15 protein-coding genes are annotated in these 14,751 nt (G+C 48.4%); 7 read left to right on the forward strand and 8 right to left on the reverse strand.

Features of this window, described 5'->3' with window-relative positions:
• Window positions 1-11: 11 nt before the first annotated feature.
• Window positions 12-401 (reverse strand): VOC family protein, encoded by a 390-nt coding sequence (locus MJ769_RS12290; RefSeq protein ID WP_239237436.1) that lies wholly within the window; start codon window positions 399-401, stop codon window positions 12-14.
• Window positions 402-655: 254 nt separating this feature from the next.
• On the opposite strand from MJ769_RS12290, the gene MJ769_RS12295 reads away from it, so the two are divergent.
• From MJ769_RS12295 to MJ769_RS12305, 3 genes are all read left to right on the forward strand, one after another.
• Complete coding sequence (locus tag MJ769_RS12295; protein WP_239237437.1) at window positions 656-814, forward strand: hypothetical protein; 159 nt, start codon at window positions 656-658, stop codon at window positions 812-814.
• A gap of 332 nt (window positions 815-1,146) precedes the next feature.
• Window positions 1,147-1,749 (forward strand): hypothetical protein, encoded by a 603-nt coding sequence (locus MJ769_RS12300; RefSeq protein WP_239237438.1) that lies wholly within the window; start codon window positions 1,147-1,149, stop codon window positions 1,747-1,749.
• Window positions 1,746-2,933, forward strand: coding sequence for a DUF2157 domain-containing protein (locus MJ769_RS12305; protein ID WP_239237439.1), 1,188 nt, complete (start codon window positions 1,746-1,748; stop codon window positions 2,931-2,933). Before MJ769_RS12300 ends, MJ769_RS12305 begins: the two co-directional genes overlap by 4 nt.
• Window positions 2,934-3,537: 604 nt before the next feature.
• Here the strand turns inward: MJ769_RS12305 and MJ769_RS12310 are convergent.
• Together MJ769_RS12310 and MJ769_RS12315 are read right to left on the reverse strand one after the other, a co-directional pair.
• Window positions 3,538-4,155, reverse strand: coding sequence for a hypothetical protein (locus tag MJ769_RS12310; protein ID WP_239237440.1), 618 nt, complete (start codon window positions 4,153-4,155; stop codon window positions 3,538-3,540).
• 186 nt (window positions 4,156-4,341) lie between these two features.
• On the reverse strand, window positions 4,342-5,109 hold the full coding sequence (locus MJ769_RS12315) for a class I SAM-dependent methyltransferase (RefSeq protein ID WP_239237441.1): 768 nt from the start codon (window positions 5,107-5,109) through the stop codon (window positions 4,342-4,344).
• 386 nt (window positions 5,110-5,495) lie between these two features.
• On the opposite strand from MJ769_RS12315, the gene MJ769_RS14470 reads away from it, so the two are divergent.
• The 4 genes from MJ769_RS14470 to MJ769_RS12330 all read left to right on the forward strand — a co-directional run bounded on the left by MJ769_RS14470 (window position 5,496) and on the right by MJ769_RS12330 (window position 9,694).
• The gene (locus MJ769_RS14470) at window positions 5,496-5,627 is read left to right on the forward strand and encodes a hypothetical protein (protein WP_256445725.1); all 132 of its coding nucleotides are present in this window, start codon (window positions 5,496-5,498) and stop codon (window positions 5,625-5,627) included.
• A gap of 194 nt (window positions 5,628-5,821) precedes the next feature.
• Complete coding sequence (locus tag MJ769_RS12320; protein ID WP_239237460.1) at window positions 5,822-6,793, forward strand: extracellular solute-binding protein; 972 nt, start codon at window positions 5,822-5,824, stop codon at window positions 6,791-6,793.
• A 4-nt stretch (window positions 6,794-6,797) separates the two neighbouring features.
• The gene (locus tag MJ769_RS12325; protein WP_239237442.1) at window positions 6,798-8,444 is read left to right on the forward strand and encodes an ABC transporter permease; all 1,647 of its coding nucleotides are present in this window, start codon (window positions 6,798-6,800) and stop codon (window positions 8,442-8,444) included.
• A gap of 167 nt (window positions 8,445-8,611) precedes the next feature.
• Window positions 8,612-9,694, forward strand: a complete 1,083-nt coding sequence (locus MJ769_RS12330) for an ABC transporter ATP-binding protein (protein WP_239237443.1) — start codon at window positions 8,612-8,614, stop codon at window positions 9,692-9,694.
• Between the two features lie 103 nt (window positions 9,695-9,797).
• Here MJ769_RS12330 and fur read toward each other — a convergent pair whose 3' ends face one another.
• The 5 genes from fur to MJ769_RS12355 form a co-directional block, all read right to left on the reverse strand.
• On the reverse strand, window positions 9,798-10,223 hold the full coding sequence (fur, locus tag MJ769_RS12335) for a ferric iron uptake transcriptional regulator (protein WP_239237444.1): 426 nt from the start codon (window positions 10,221-10,223) through the stop codon (window positions 9,798-9,800).
• Window positions 10,224-10,972: 749 nt separating this feature from the next.
• Window positions 10,973-11,389, reverse strand: a complete 417-nt coding sequence (locus MJ769_RS12340; RefSeq protein ID WP_239237445.1) for an ExbD/TolR family protein — start codon at window positions 11,387-11,389, stop codon at window positions 10,973-10,975.
• Window positions 11,389-12,117: a MotA/TolQ/ExbB proton channel family protein gene (locus MJ769_RS12345; RefSeq protein ID WP_239237446.1), complete on the reverse strand. Its 729-nt coding sequence runs from the start codon at window positions 12,115-12,117 to the stop codon at window positions 11,389-11,391. Before MJ769_RS12345 ends, MJ769_RS12340 begins: the two co-directional genes overlap by 1 nt.
• A gap of 13 nt (window positions 12,118-12,130) precedes the next feature.
• The gene (locus MJ769_RS12350) at window positions 12,131-12,901 is read right to left on the reverse strand and encodes an energy transducer TonB (RefSeq protein WP_239237447.1); all 771 of its coding nucleotides are present in this window, start codon (window positions 12,899-12,901) and stop codon (window positions 12,131-12,133) included.
• A 403-nt stretch (window positions 12,902-13,304) separates the two neighbouring features.
• Window positions 13,305-14,729 (reverse strand): efflux transporter outer membrane subunit, encoded by a 1,425-nt coding sequence (locus MJ769_RS12355; RefSeq protein ID WP_239237448.1) that lies wholly within the window; start codon window positions 14,727-14,729, stop codon window positions 13,305-13,307.
• Between the last annotated feature and the right edge of the window lie 22 nt (window positions 14,730-14,751).

Here is a 14,751-nt window from a genome sequence, read left to right on the forward strand (position 1 = left end):
TCCGAATTTATCTATTCTTTGATCTCATACGTAATGATAGAGACTACAGCTCCACCCTTGTCCGATATGGCACACATTCGGCCAACACCTGGCAAGTCCATTGGAGGATAAACGGCTTTGCCGCCAGCTGCTTCGGCTTTTGCAAGCGTCTTATCTACATTATCAACAGTGATATAGGTTCCCCAGTGATCAGGAGTCTGCTCGCAACCTTTTGGTTTGGCCATGATGCCGCCCACAGGAACACCGTTGGCTTTCAAAACATGATATTTTCCTTGTGGCATCTCCATTGTTTCGATTTCCCAGCCAATCACTTCAGTATAAAAACTAATTGCGGATTCAACATTGTCCACCGATAGTTCGGACCAGCTAAAAGCTCCATGTTGTTTTAATGTTTCATTCATAAAATAGCTCCATTTCGTGGGTTTGAATTCAGAATGCTCGCGTCTCACCTCAAGGATTTAACCCATAAAAAACAACTAGCTATTTGCGCTATGAATTGCCCAGCCAAACTATTGCGCAGTGGCAGACGATAGCTTAAGAAGCTTAAATCCAGGCTCGACCAGAGGGTGAGCATTAATGCTACATCCTTCCTTTAATCTGTGGCAAATTGTCGTCTCTGTTTTGCAGTTGTTTAATTGTCCTGTTACGTGAGCTGATGAATGATGCAATGGTCTTGCGCCGCACCCGCCAATGTGTGTTCGAACGTGCCGTGGATATGCTCGCCCGTGCGGCAGAAATAATGTCAGCACTTATCCTTTGTCGCGACATTCAGGCAGCAATGAGCACAGAAATTTTCCCCTGGAGCATCCGCTGATTCTTAACCCGCTAGCGCACTCTCCAATCATGCAGTTGACGAGCTGCCGCAAAACCTTACAATCCTCGCAGGTTCGGCTCAGTCCAACATGGTTTATCTGCCGCCAATACGGGATGCGGGTAAACAAGTTTGGGCGGGGCGGCAGAAAAATGCTATTCATTGAAAGTACACGGGGGCAGGCCTCACAAAATAATATAAAGTAAATCTATGCGATGAGATAAAACGTTCGCATAGACCAAGGCACAACAGCCAGAGATAATCAGCGGTGCATGATTGCAATTCCTGATCGCTGTTCAATCGCATCAAGCATCATCATATAGGAGCGCCCCTGCATGAAATCCTTCATCCGCGAAAACCCCACTATCGCTTTTGGATTAGGTTTGCCCCTGTTACTTGTTGTCGTCTTCCTCTTGGTTTCTGGGATTCCTTCTCTGCTGGTTGATCCGCCTCAATACGACGTGCTTTATGCGACTGAATACGTTGGAAACTCGAATGGCGTGCAGATCTCCGTGGTGAACAAGAAAATTCAGGTCGTCTATCATGGCAAGGTACAAGACTACCAGCGGCCGCGTCTGTGGCGTTACAGCCCGAAAACCGGGGCGGTGAAGGAAATTACTATCTTGCAGCCACCCGGCCTTGCGCCGCCCGGACAAAAAGTCGCAACGCCTGAGGAGGCGTCAATGATCACGACGATCGAGGTGCCCGATCTGGCCGGAGTGACGATCGATTCTTCCAGTATTGCAGCGGATGGCTATGAATTCAGTACGGGGTTGAAGGGTTATTCGGGCGATGTTTTCACCGGCATATTCTATTCCTCGCGTTACAGCAATGAAGCGGTGCTGACGAAAAAAGGGCGCAGCATCCGTCTGCCGAACGCCGGCAACCGATATTTCAGTAGCAACACCCGCTTCATCGGCTGGGTGGTAGCGCCATGATATGGCTGCTGTTTCTCATCATTGTGCTGATCGGTGGCGGCTTCTGGGGCTGGCCATTGCTGGCCGGTATGCTTGGCGCATCAACTGTAACGGATAAAAACAGCGCACTCGCAAGCATCGCGCAACTCATGCGCACCTATGACATCAAACCCGTCGAAGTCGAGGCTGCCTTTCTGGCACCTGCCGCTACGCTTGCTGATCCTGTAAGGCGCAGTAGAGGTCATGTCGCGAAGACGCTGTTTGTCTATCTTGGCGCGATCTTCATCCTCGCCGGTGTGGGTACTTATATAGGTACGTTCTGGCAGAGCATGGGCAGTGTCACACGGGTTTTCATGACGCTGGGCGTGGGCTATATTTTGCTTGTCGTGCTGGTTTCTGCGCTGTACGAGAATAAATATCCGAAACTTATTTTGCCGCTTGCGCTTGCTTCGGTGTTCATGATGACCGGTGGCTGGTTTGTGTTCATCCACGAGATGTTTCCGCACGGCGACAACTGGCGTGTCGCCGTGCTCGCTGTGTTTGGCGTGATGGCCATGCAATTGGGCGTGCTGTTCGGCAAATACCGGCGCACGGTGCTGGCCTTCACATTGCTGTTTTTTGTATACGGATTCATGCATGTGGGCCTCGATCTGCTCGACGTGCCGTCGGCTTACATCGCCATTGTTCTTGGAGCCTCGTTATTCCTGGTGGCAACCGCACTTGAGAATACGCCGTACCGTGTGCTTGCTGCACCCGCATTGCTGATCGGGATTTGTTGGATGAACGGCGGCCTGTTTGACCATGTCGCGCTTGCCACCGCCGCCAACTGGGCGAGTCTGCTCGTCGGCCTGTGTGTGATGTCCGCAGCCTATGGACTACAGCTGGCGGGGCGCTATGCAGGTCTGACCGCTCTCGGTTATTTCTTTGGGTCGATCCTGGCCTATAGTGGTTTGTTTGATCTGTTACATCACACCGCTTTCGAACTTGGCTACCTCGCGGTGACCGCGACCATGCTCTATGCCTGCGTGGTTCTGCAAAGCCGGGCGCTGTTGTTTACCACGGTAATTGCGATGCTCGGCTTTATCGGGTTTTACACGGCCAAGTATTTCGCGAACTCTTTGGGCTGGCCTATTACCCTTGTCCTGATGGGGGTCGCTTTTCTGGGCGTCGGCACGATCGCTATTAAGGTCAGACGGCAAATCTAGGTTATAGATGACGCTTCGCTTTTTTATAACGTTACTCAGTTTTTTCATTCCGCACAATTCGGCAAGCTTGCATGCATAGGGTGATCAAGTTATTAGCTTTGATATGCAATTTCTTAAATTTCAATGCTGTAATAATGAAGCAGCTGGAATGGTGCAAAAATTTAACGAAACATTAACAAAAGTGCTTGACATTATGTTGCTTATTCACAAGGCACGAATATAAACCTGACAAAAAAATAGTTTTAGCATTGTTTTGAACGTAAAATATAACTTGTTGTTTTTAATTAAAATAAATTATGCTTATAATATAAGCGACTGGAAAAAATCGTATATAAAGTTAGCAGTTATCCTGATTTTATTGAAATTACTCACATTGTTATCCACAGTTTATGTGGACAACACAAAATACTTAATTAAGTCAGTAAGGTTAGGTCAATATGATAGAAATTGATGGAAGAAATGTTGATAAAGTGCAATTGCCGCTATAGCCCTGTAATGTTGAAACATTACAGGGCAGCTCTAAAAATCCAATTTTTCTCAGCTTACCTCAGTATTATCGAGCTAAAAATCGCGCCATCCAAGGCAATGGACGCTTGCCTATCCGTCAAGGCTTGACGAAGCGAAATGCGAATTTGTCTGTCGGTATGTCCATATCGGAATAAGCTTGATTGCGAGGGTCGGACGGATTACGAAGAAACATACTTTCTTGTTCAAGTTGAAAACCGATTTTTTGAAGCTCATTCAAAACGATAGCCTGGTCAATGCGACGGAGCGACTTTGCTGTTTTAATATCAGTGCCTGTTTTGGCGGAGTGGTCGATCACGATGAGGTGTCCGCCAGATTTCAATGCCTTAAATAATCGTTGGTTCAACCTGGCACGGCGGGCCACCGACAGATAAGTGCTATTGTGATAATTCATGATATTGGTAATCAAATCCAGTTTGGGCGCATCATCGGGTATGGGGTCTTCTAAAGGCCGTGTCACCGACACAATGTTCGATGGGCGGTGATCGCCCAATCGTTGGATGAATGCTGGTCGTTGGCGCTCTCCTTGCGCCCATACCGTTCCGGTGCTTCCAACAGCCAGTGCAAGCAATTGTGTGGTGTATCCATTGCCGGTTGCAAGATCCAGTACCCGCATGCCTGGCCGCACTCGGGAGAACTGCAGGAACTCAACCGGTTTGCGTGTAGCATCAGCACGCTTATCTTGATTAGTACGCATGGGGCTGGCCGCCGCCTGTTGGTAAATGTCGGATAGAGTTCGCGAGTTGTTTAATTCAGGCGCGGCGTATCCGTTTATTCCCCATGTTAACTCTCTGCATATAAAGCCAAAGATAGCGATAAGTATTAGTACCCGTCGGCCAGTTAAGTTGTATCGTGGGATCACAAAAAAATCTTTTCAAAAATATTAAGGCTTGACAAAGCGCAAGGCAAATTTGTCTGTCGGAATATTCATATCGAAGAAAGCTTGATCGCGAGGGTCGGACTGGTTGTGTAGATATATACTTTCTTCTTCAAGCTGGAATCCCGCCTTCAGAAATTCTTCACCAACGATTTTTTCGCCAATGCGGTGTAGTGATTTTGCATCTGAAACTCCACTCCCCGGTTTTGCTGAGTGGTCGATTACAACAAGATGTCCGCCAGGTTTCAATGCATCAAATAGTCGTTTGTTCAGTTTGGCGCGGTCAACGGGTTTATAGGCTATATCATGGTAGCTCATGATGATGGTAATTAAGTCTAACTTGGGCATATCACTGGGTATAGGGTCTTCGAAAGTGCTTACTACCGGAACAATGTTCAATTGGGGATGGTCGGCCAATCGTTGGACGAATGCTGGCCGTTGTTTGTCCACTTGCGCCCATACGGCCCCCTTATTTCCAACAACCAGCGCGAGTAGCTGCGAGGTGTATCCTCCGCCAGCGGCAACATCCAGTACCTGCATACCCGGCCGCACTTGGGCGAACTGCAGGAACTCAACTGGCTTGCGCGTTGCATCAGCACGTCTGTCTGCATTGGTCCGTATTGGGTTGCTAACCGCCTGTTGATAACTCTCCGTTACAGATTGCAAATTATCCAATTGAGGCGAGGTATGTCCGTTCATGCTCCATGCCAAACTGAAGCTGGCGATGAACGTCGAAAGCCATCGGCTCGTTACGCAGTATTTTTTTGTTACCATGAAGACTCCTTAATTTATAATTTCGTACTTGCTGATTTTTACAGCTACTACAACGGTCGTCTGAATTGTCGAGTTTACTTTTCCATGAAGAAATAATAATCGATTCAGCGACTTTCTAATGGTGTTTTGGACTGGGAAAATACTCCTGCACCACTTGGGCTACATTTGAGGTATTCTTCATACAGTTTAAAGTGTAGCGCACTAAGTGAATTTCGAATTACCTCCACCACTTCTATTTCGTTTGCATGCGTTTAATAATTATATTTTTGGCAAATTTGTTGCTTGTCACGTTCCATACCGCTTGGGCGGATGACGTAATCAAGAACGACGCGCCTATCATTTCTCCAGCCAATGAGGGCTTACATGCTGAATGATTAGTCTACGCCATGAGTTTGATTGGTACGGGTTACAAATTAGGCGGGCAGTCTTTCGATACCGACATGGGTGCGAGATATTGGGCTAAACGCTTTAATGGTGCACGGCGCGTCCTTAAGTTTGAAGCTCAGGATGACAGTTGAGGCTTTTTAAATATAACATTTAACAAGAAGAATATTTATTGTCGCATTTGATAATAATTATCACTTGTGGTTAACTAGTACGTAGTTGCTTGCCTTCTCATGTAATTTATCTAACTGACACTTTGGAGTTTATAAAAATGGACAAATGCATGTCGTTATTACATCGTTATTCTGGAGTTTTCGTCGTTACTGCCATGCTAACGGCGCCAATGACTGCTTACGCCGCTAATGAAATTGTGGTTTATACGGCTCGTAATGAACAGCTTATCAAGCCGCTATTCGATGCCTATACCAAAGAAACCGGCACCGCTATCAAGTTTCGCACTGACAAGGAAGGGGTGTTACTACAAAAGCTTAAAGCGGAGGGAGTTAATACACCTGCCGACATGCTGATTACGGTAGATGCCGGTAATCTGTGGCAAGCTGCCAATCTGGGGTTGTTGCAGCCAGTGCAATCCAAAACACTGTCAGATAATATTCCCGCCCATTTGCGTGACCCGGCTAACCAGTGGTTCGGTTTGTCGGTGCGTGCCCGCACTATCGTTTACAACAAGAATAAAGTGAAACCAGGTGAGCTTTCTACCTATGAAGATTTGGGCAATCCAAAATGGAAAGGGCGCCTATGTTTACGCACTTCGAAGACGGTTTATAACCAATCGTTAGTGGCGATGATGATTCACGAATATGGTGAGCCTAAAACTGAGCAAATCATTAAATCTTGGGTAGCCAACCTCGCTACCCCACCAATATCTGACGATGCTCGAGCGATGGCCGCAGTGGCCGCCGGCCAGTGTGATGTAACGGTGGTTAACACTTATTATTTCGGTAGATTGATGAAGAAAAAGCCCGACCTTCCGCTTGCGATTTTCTGGCCAAATCAGGATACGAAAGAAAGTGGAGTACATGTGAATGTTTCTGGTGCAGGCATTACTCGCCATGCTAAACATCAAGCTGAAGCGGTTAAGTTTCTTGAGTGGTTATCCACTGAAAAAGCCCAGAAACTATTTGCTGATGTAGACATGGAATATCCGGCTAGTCCCAAGGTGAAGCCTGATGCCTTGGTTGCGGCTTGGGGCGAATTCAAGCAAAATCCACTCAACGTGGTTAAAGCAGGCGAATTGCAAACCACTGCAGTGAAATTAATGGATCGTGTCAAATATAAATAGCTAAATGCAGCGATCTCCTACATCTATTGCAAAAGCGCCCAAAGCGGGCGCTTTTGCTTTGAAATTCCGCTTGCCCAGCGGTTGGACTCTGGCGGCGTTACTTATTGCTACGCTCACCTTGCTTCCGGTCGCTGTAGTGCTCAGTTCATTGCTAACGCCGGAATGGGAAATCTGGACGCATCTGCTGGAATATCAACTGCCACAATTGCTAACCAATACTTTCTGGCTAGTATTGGGGGTGGGATTGGGTGTGGCGATAATTGGGGTTGCCCTCGCGTGGCTTACGGCAGTATGTGAGTTTCCAGGACGCAGGCAGTTTTCCTGGGCACTATTATTGCCGTTGGCGATTCCCGCCTATGTGACGGCATTTGTCGCAATCGGTTTGCTTGATTTTACCGGGCCGGTACAAACCTTGGCGCGAGAATGGTGGGGGGCGATTGAATTTCCGTCGATTCGATCGAGGGGTGGCGTCATTGCGGTGATGACATTGGCGCTCTACCCTTATGTGTATCTGATTGCTCGAAATGCTTTTCTTACCCAAGGAAAGCACGCGCTGGAGGTGGCGCAGTCCCTTGGGCTGTCGCCCACCGTCGGGTTTTTTCGGGTGGCCTTGCCGATGGCGCGGCCTTGGATCGTGGGCGGCGTGATGTTGGCTCTTATGGAAACCTTGGCGGACTTTGGTACCGTGGCGGTATTCAACTACGATACTTTCACCACAGCTATCTATAAGGCGTGGTTCTCACTGTTTTCGCTCCAAGCCGCTTCGCAACTAGCTTCGCTGCTGATTGTGTTTGTGTTGGTGGCGTTGCTGGCAGAGCAGCAGACCCGCACACGCATGCATTATACTCAGGCTGGCAAACACAGCGTCCAGGCGCGCATCTTGCTCACGGGTGCACGGGCTTGGCTGGCTTCAGGTTTTTGTCTGGTAGTGCTGGCACTTGGATTTATCATTCCTGTCACTCAGTTACTACTGTGGGCGTCAGAAGTGGTGGAGCAAGATTTAGATGCGCGTTACCTGGATTTTGTCTGGCATTCGCTGGCGTTGGCTGCTTTTGCTGCACTACTGGCAGGAGCAGTTGCCTTATTATTGAGTTATAGCGCGCGCCAGCATCCCGGTTTGCTATTACGCATGACGGCACGCATCGCCACTATTGGATACGCGTTGCCGGGGGCGGTGCTGGCAGTGGGGGTTTTTATTCCGGTGGCGTGGCTGGATAATCGATTAGTGGCTGTGGGCTGGGTACAGTCGCCGCTGTTGCAAGGTTCGTTGATGGTCATGCTACTGGCATATCTAGTTCGCTTTCTGGCGGTGGCCCACAGTCCGATAGAAAGCCAAATGCATCGCATTACCTGTAGTGTGGATGAGGCTGCACGCAGTTTGGGTGTGTCTGGTGCCAACTTAATCGCTCGGGTGCATTTGCCAATGTTGCGCAGCGGCTTTTTAACGGCGGCGGCGTTGGTATTTGTGGACGTGATGAAGGAAATGCCGATTACGCTCATGACGCGACCGTTTGGATGGGATACTCTGGCAGTAAGGGTGTTCGAGATGACCTCGACAGGTGAGTGGAACCGCGCTGCATTACCCGCTGTGGCGCTGGTACTGGCCGGGTTAGCACCCGTGATTGTGCTGACAAAATATCGCTCAAAATAGCTCAGATGTGTCGGGGTGCTGTATGCACGAAGTCAGAGTAGCGTGACGGGCCAAGGCCGAAAATCGTCCGAAGGTCACTCCAAACATTCTGGATCCGTGGGGGAGGTTTCGAAATTTATGGCTATGCTGTTGAATAAATATAAAGAGAAAACTGAAGTCGACTAATCATGCTACTAGAACTTAAACACGTCAGCCAATCCTATGCTGCACGCAGAGTACTGCGCGACCTCTCGTTTGCGCTGAACACTGGCGATATCGGCTGCCTGCTAGGCCCCTCAGGGTGCGGCAAGACCACCGTGCTCCGCGCTATCGCCGGATTTGAGCCCATTACCGGTGGTGAAATTGTGCTTAACGGCGAACTGGTGAGTGCACCTGGTTTTATTGTGCCTACCGAGAAGCGTCGTATCGGTATGGTATTTCAGGACTATGCTCTGTTTCCGCATTTGAATGTAGCAGCTAACGTGAGTTTTGGCTTGCATGGGCAATCCCGTATTGAACGCAATAAGCGTGTGGAAGAATTGTTACAAACAGTCGGTTTGGAAGGGAGTGGCCAAGCATATCCGCATGAACTTTCCGGTGGTCAACAGCAGCGCGTGGCTTTGGCTCGAGCGTTAGCGCCCTGTCCAAATTTACTGCTGATGGACGAGCCATTTTCAAATCTGGATGTTGAGCTGCGTGAACGACTTTCACTAGAGGTGCGGGATATACTCAAGCAGCAAGGCGCTACCGCTATTATTGTCACTCACGATCAGCATGAGGCATTCGCCATGAGCGACATGATAGGGGTAATGCATGATGGCGAGATCGAGCAGTGGGACAAAGCCTACAATTTGTACCACCTGCCTGAGAGCCGCTTCGTTGCTGATTTTGTCGGTCAAGGCGTTTTGCTGCCAGGAAAGATGCTTAACGCGGACCAGGTTGAAATCGAGCTGGGTACACTACATGGTGAAATATCGGGAGCTTGTTCTTCGGAAAACTGTAATGTGGACAGCAATAATGGGGGCGAGGTGGAGGTGTTGTTACGCCCAGACGATATTATCCATGACGACGCGAGCCCACTGCTTGCCCAAGTTGAGCACAAGGCGTTTCGTGGTGCGGATATTCTTTATACTTTTCGCCTGCCGAGTGGCAACCGCGTGCTTTCCTTGGTGCCGAGTCACCATAACCATGCCATCGGTGAGTGGATCGGGATCCGTTTGGAGGTAGACCATGTGGTGGCGTTTCCCCTTATCAAAAATGCCGCGTCATGAAGCAGGCTTGTTCTTAATATCAAGGTGGGCACCGGATTTGAGCCGCTCTTAACTCAATGCTTACTTTCTAGCAATAAATATATCCTTCGCCCCTGAGTTGCATTTATGTTTTGTGTGGGCACTTAACTTTAGTGCAGTCGGCATAAAGGTAAAGCGCATGCTCACGGATCGTGAAACCAAGTTCATCGGCAATTTTTATTTGCCGTTTTTCGATTGCGGGGTCGTGGAATTCTTCAACTCGACCACATTGCAGGCATATTAAATGGTCATGGTGCTCACCTTTGTTAAGCTCGAATACCGACTTGCCAGTTTCAAAGTGGTGACGGACAAGCAGTCCTGCTTGCTCGAATTGTGTAAGTACACGATACACCGTTGCTAGACCGACATCGAGTCCCTCTCCGATAAGCATTTTATAAACATCTTCGGCGCTTAAGTGACGTACCTCGGCATTTTCGAACAGATTGAGGATTTTTACACGCGGTAGCGTAGTCTTGAGGCCGGCAGTCTTGAGGTGGTTTGGCGCAGTCATGAGGTTACCCTTTAAAGTTTATTGATGGAGCTTCGCTCGTTAAAATCGCATTGTATTAATATTTTGCCATTGATAGCTGCATCATGCCAGAAATGGCAGTTTAGTCTGTTTTTATGGATGCTCTGAATTAATAGGTTTCCCTTCCTGGTGATTCGCATGAGGCTGCTTAAGTGAACTTGGTTTTCGTTCATCTGCCGCATACTTTGCGTCGACATGACTGTCAAAGTAAATGCCGCTTCCATATTGATTAAGTATTGGTAAATGAACTCAATTCGGTCGCGTAGCACTGACAAATAGTGGGTGCATTAAAGGGCACCTCTAAAAATCCAATTTTCGTCACAATACTGCGTTACTCGAATAAAATTATCGCTTACATATCAACTATATGCCTCGCTCAAATTTTTTACTCGCGCCTTGTCTTGTCTAGAAAATTGAATTTTTAGAGGCGCCCTAAAGTTTGGTTAGAATCAATTCGCTAACTCGTGCGCGCAAAGTATTTTTTCGACGATCTGCAAATTATGCATGGCGGGTGCCTCTTGATGATCTTCAGTCACGCGATCATCGACCCATGCCTCCCCTCAGTGGTATCAATTTTTTATTGCACAAAGTGTAGTTGGTTGGTGCTCAATATCTTGCTTTAGGAATTTGTACTAAGCATGGAGCTTAGTCTTGGTGAGGTTAAAAGCAATGCGAGCTTTTTGTTAGCGCAGTGCATTCCCTCCTTCTTCAGATAGCTTGTTATCGACAGGTTATTTGTTTTTTGGATCAGTAACGAATCCGATCTTACTTAAGCCGCCGGTCTGTGCGGCAGCCATAATTTCTACAATTTTTTCATATTGTGTAGTTCGTTCGGCACGTATGTGCAGTTCAGGCAGCGGTATTTTTTTTGCAGCTTCAGCGATACGGGCTTTCATTTGCGCTGCATCAATGAGTTCGGTATTCCAGTACATAAGGCCTTGTGCATCAATCGACAGATTGATGTTATCCGGTTTGACTTCATCGCGTTGATTGGTCGCACGTGGCAGATCTATTTTTACGCTATGGTTTATCACCGGAATAGTGATGATAAAAATGATTAACAGTACCAGCATTACATCGACTAACGGTGTGGTGTTAATCTCCGGGTTAAAATCGTCGTCCGAGTCGGACAGTGAGCCCATAGCCATTATGCACTCCTTGAGCTGGTAATTCTGCCAGCATTATCGTCGGCAATGGCGGTAACGCTGGAACGAGCGCCGGTAATGAACAGCGCGTGTAAATCAAATCCGAATTTATTTAGTTTTGCAATAGTAGATTTATTGCTACGGACTAAAGCGTTATAGCCAAAGGTGGCCGGAATTGCTACCGCCAAGCCAAGCGCTGTCATGATCAATGCTTCGCCTACTGGGCCAGCGACCTTGTCAATACTCGCTTGTCCCGAAGTGCCGATCGAAACCAGGGCGTGATAAATGCCCCACACAGTACCGAGCAAGCCGACAAATGGTGCAGTCGAGCCGACCGACGCCAATATCGCCATACCGGTTTGCAGCTTGCCAGAAGTTTCATCTATCGCTTGCCGCAATGACAGCGTAACCCAATCGCTGAGCAAGAGCTGATCGTGTAAATGACCTTTGTGCGCTGCATGATGGCGCATGGCGGACGCACCTGCATGTGCGATATCGGAAAATGGATTGTTGGTGCCAAGCGTGAGTACACCTTCAGCCAAGTTGGTTGTATCCCAGAATTCGTGACCGGCAGCATGAGACGCACGACGATAGTTTATTAGTTGCATCGCCTTAGTGACAATTACATACCACGATGCGATCGACATGACGATAAGTAATACCGTGACGCCTTTGGTGATTAAATCGCCTTCAATCCATAAACTTTCTAATCCATAAGGATTTGCTTGCATGATGATTCCTTCTTTATTGATTCAAATTAAAGTCAATTGGCACGATGGCATAAACGCTGATCGCTCTACCATCTTCGATATGTGGCTTGAACATTACACGCAGTACTGCTTTTCTTGCGGCTTCATCTAGTTGAGACGAACCCGACGTTTTTTGTACCTCGACCTGGATCGGGCGGCCACTTTCATTCACTAATACGCGAAGCACAACACGCCCTTCTTCACCCCTGCGTATGGCGAGAGGGGGGTATTCCGGTTTAGGTGCTTGGAGATACTCCACACCGGTTGAAATAGTCTTGGGTCGAGAGGGCGGGGGCGGCGCAGGCCGCGCGGGCGGCGTTGGCTCAGATGGAGGAGCCGGAGCCACTACGGCCGGCTTAGGAGGAGCAGGCGGTTGTGGAGGAACCGGCGGGGTTACGATTGCCTGTTCTGATGGCATTTTGTTAATAACCGGAATTACCGGTGGCGGCGGCTCAGGCGGCGGTGGCTCAGGTGGCGTTGGTCTGGGCGGTGTTGGTTTAGGTGGCGTTGGTTCGGGCGGCGTTGGTTCGGGCGGCATCGGCTCAGGTTTCTCGTCAGCTGTTATTAGGCTGACAAATACTTCTTTGACTAGTCCCTGTTCAGCTTTTGGTAATACTCGCTTGGTTTGGTAGAACCAGCCGTTTAGCAATGCGAAGATGAAACCAATGTGCAGCAAGATGATGAAAACCAATGATACTAAGCGCTTGACCTGCGGCCAAGTCATAATAGGAAGATTCGGTGTCGAAAATGATGATGTTGCGCTCATGTGTCGTTCTTATACTGCAATTGCCAACGCATAGAGTTGGAAAGCCATTGCCGATGTTAAATAATTGAACATTATAAATGAGAGTTGACAAGCTAAGCAGTTAGTTTAGCGGTATTTGTTTGTCGATCGGAAAAATATGCACAGATTAATCAACCTAACAGCAGAATGCCCAAGCTGACGAAACTCATTGACTATATTAATCTTTCGGTGACAAAGGTTCGGTGACCATATGCCAATAAGCGTTATCAATCGATGGTAGCGCATCAACTTGGGTAACTTAATGAAATGCGAATGCGAATGATGCTCTCTTATTATCATCTTGTTTTAAAGAATTGCAAGCTTTGCATTTTAGAGTAGCGAGCAATGAAATGCCCAATTCAAGCAAGGATGAAGGCAATTGATTTCAAGATGGTAATGATGGCTGTGTCGGCTTAACGGTGGATTGCTGCCACCCTCCAGCCAATGCCTTAAACAAGTCAGCAACTGCTGCACGCTGGGCACGCTCTGCATCTATGCGGGTCAGTTCTGCTTGCAGGTAATTCCGTTCCACATCCAATAATTCCAAGTGGCTGGAAATACCAATTTTATATCGCAATTCCGCTTGTTTATGAGCTTTCGAAAGCGCCGTGCTACGGGAGCTTTCGGCGGCTAGTATCTGGCGTGCGGATTCTTGCGCGAACAAAGCGTTGCGCACATCGGCAAAAGCGTTGGCGACTGCCTGTTTATATTGAGCTAACGCCTGATCACGGCGAGATTCCGCTACCTTTACGCCAAATTTAATGCGGCCAGCATTAAAAATTGGCTGACTAATACCAGCGGCAAACCGGAAAACGCCAGCTGGTCCGGTAAATAGATCCGAGAGTGAAATACTTTGACTGCCGAGATAGGAGGTTAAACTAATTGACGGGAAGAATTGCGCGCGCGCTGCGCCAATACGCGCATTCATTGCCATTAATTTTTGTTCTGCTTCTTGTATATCGGGTCTGCGCAGTAGCAATTCAGCCGGTAAGCCATCGGGTACCCAAACGTTAGCAAGGGTGGGATTCCCACGCTCCAGTTTGCCATTCATCACGTTGCGCGGAGAGCGGCCCAGCAACAGCGCGAGACTTGCTTCGCGTTGGTCACGCGTTTGAATAATGGAGATGAGTTGCGATTGCGCAGCGTCTGCATCAGCCTTAGATTGGTGCAGATCATATTCAGAAATGACCCCTGCTGTGTAACGCTTTTTATCTAACGCGAACCGCTCCTGACGCCCGGCTAACAGGCGGCGTATAGCAGACTCTTGGACATCTGCTGACAACAAAGCAAAGTATTGCTGTGCCACTTGTGCAGTTAGTGAAAAGTGTACAGCGTCTTGATTAAACTGTGCCGCAAATAAATCAGCACGTGAAGCCTCGCTGGCGCGGCGGAATTTCCCCCAAAGATCCAGCTCGTAGCTGGCATCCAGGGTGGTGCGCGAGAGGTTCACGATACGTACCGGAGGAATAAAAAGCCCAGGGTTAATACTACTTTTCGTGCGGGATTGAGCTCCATTGGCGTTGAGTTGCGGATACTGATCTGATTCGGTTATTCCGAGTTGAGCACGCGCTTCTAATATTCGAGCAGTGGCAACTTGGGCGTCCACATTATGAGCAAGTGCCTCATCTTCGATCTTATTGAGAACTGGGTCGGCGTACAGGTTCCACCAGCGTTCTCCGGCAGCATTTACCGGCTTGGATGTCGCTGGACTAATAGCGCTTGGCTTGGCTACCCAATTTTCTGGCAAATCCATTTCCGGACGCTGATAGGTGGGCCCCGCAGTGCATGCAGCTAGTAGTAAACCACTCAACAGAAGCACGAGAGATGTTCTG

It is taken from the genome of Candidatus Nitrotoga sp. BS (assembly GCF_927797785.1).
Lineage (GTDB): Bacteria > Pseudomonadota > Gammaproteobacteria > Burkholderiales > Gallionellaceae > Nitrotoga.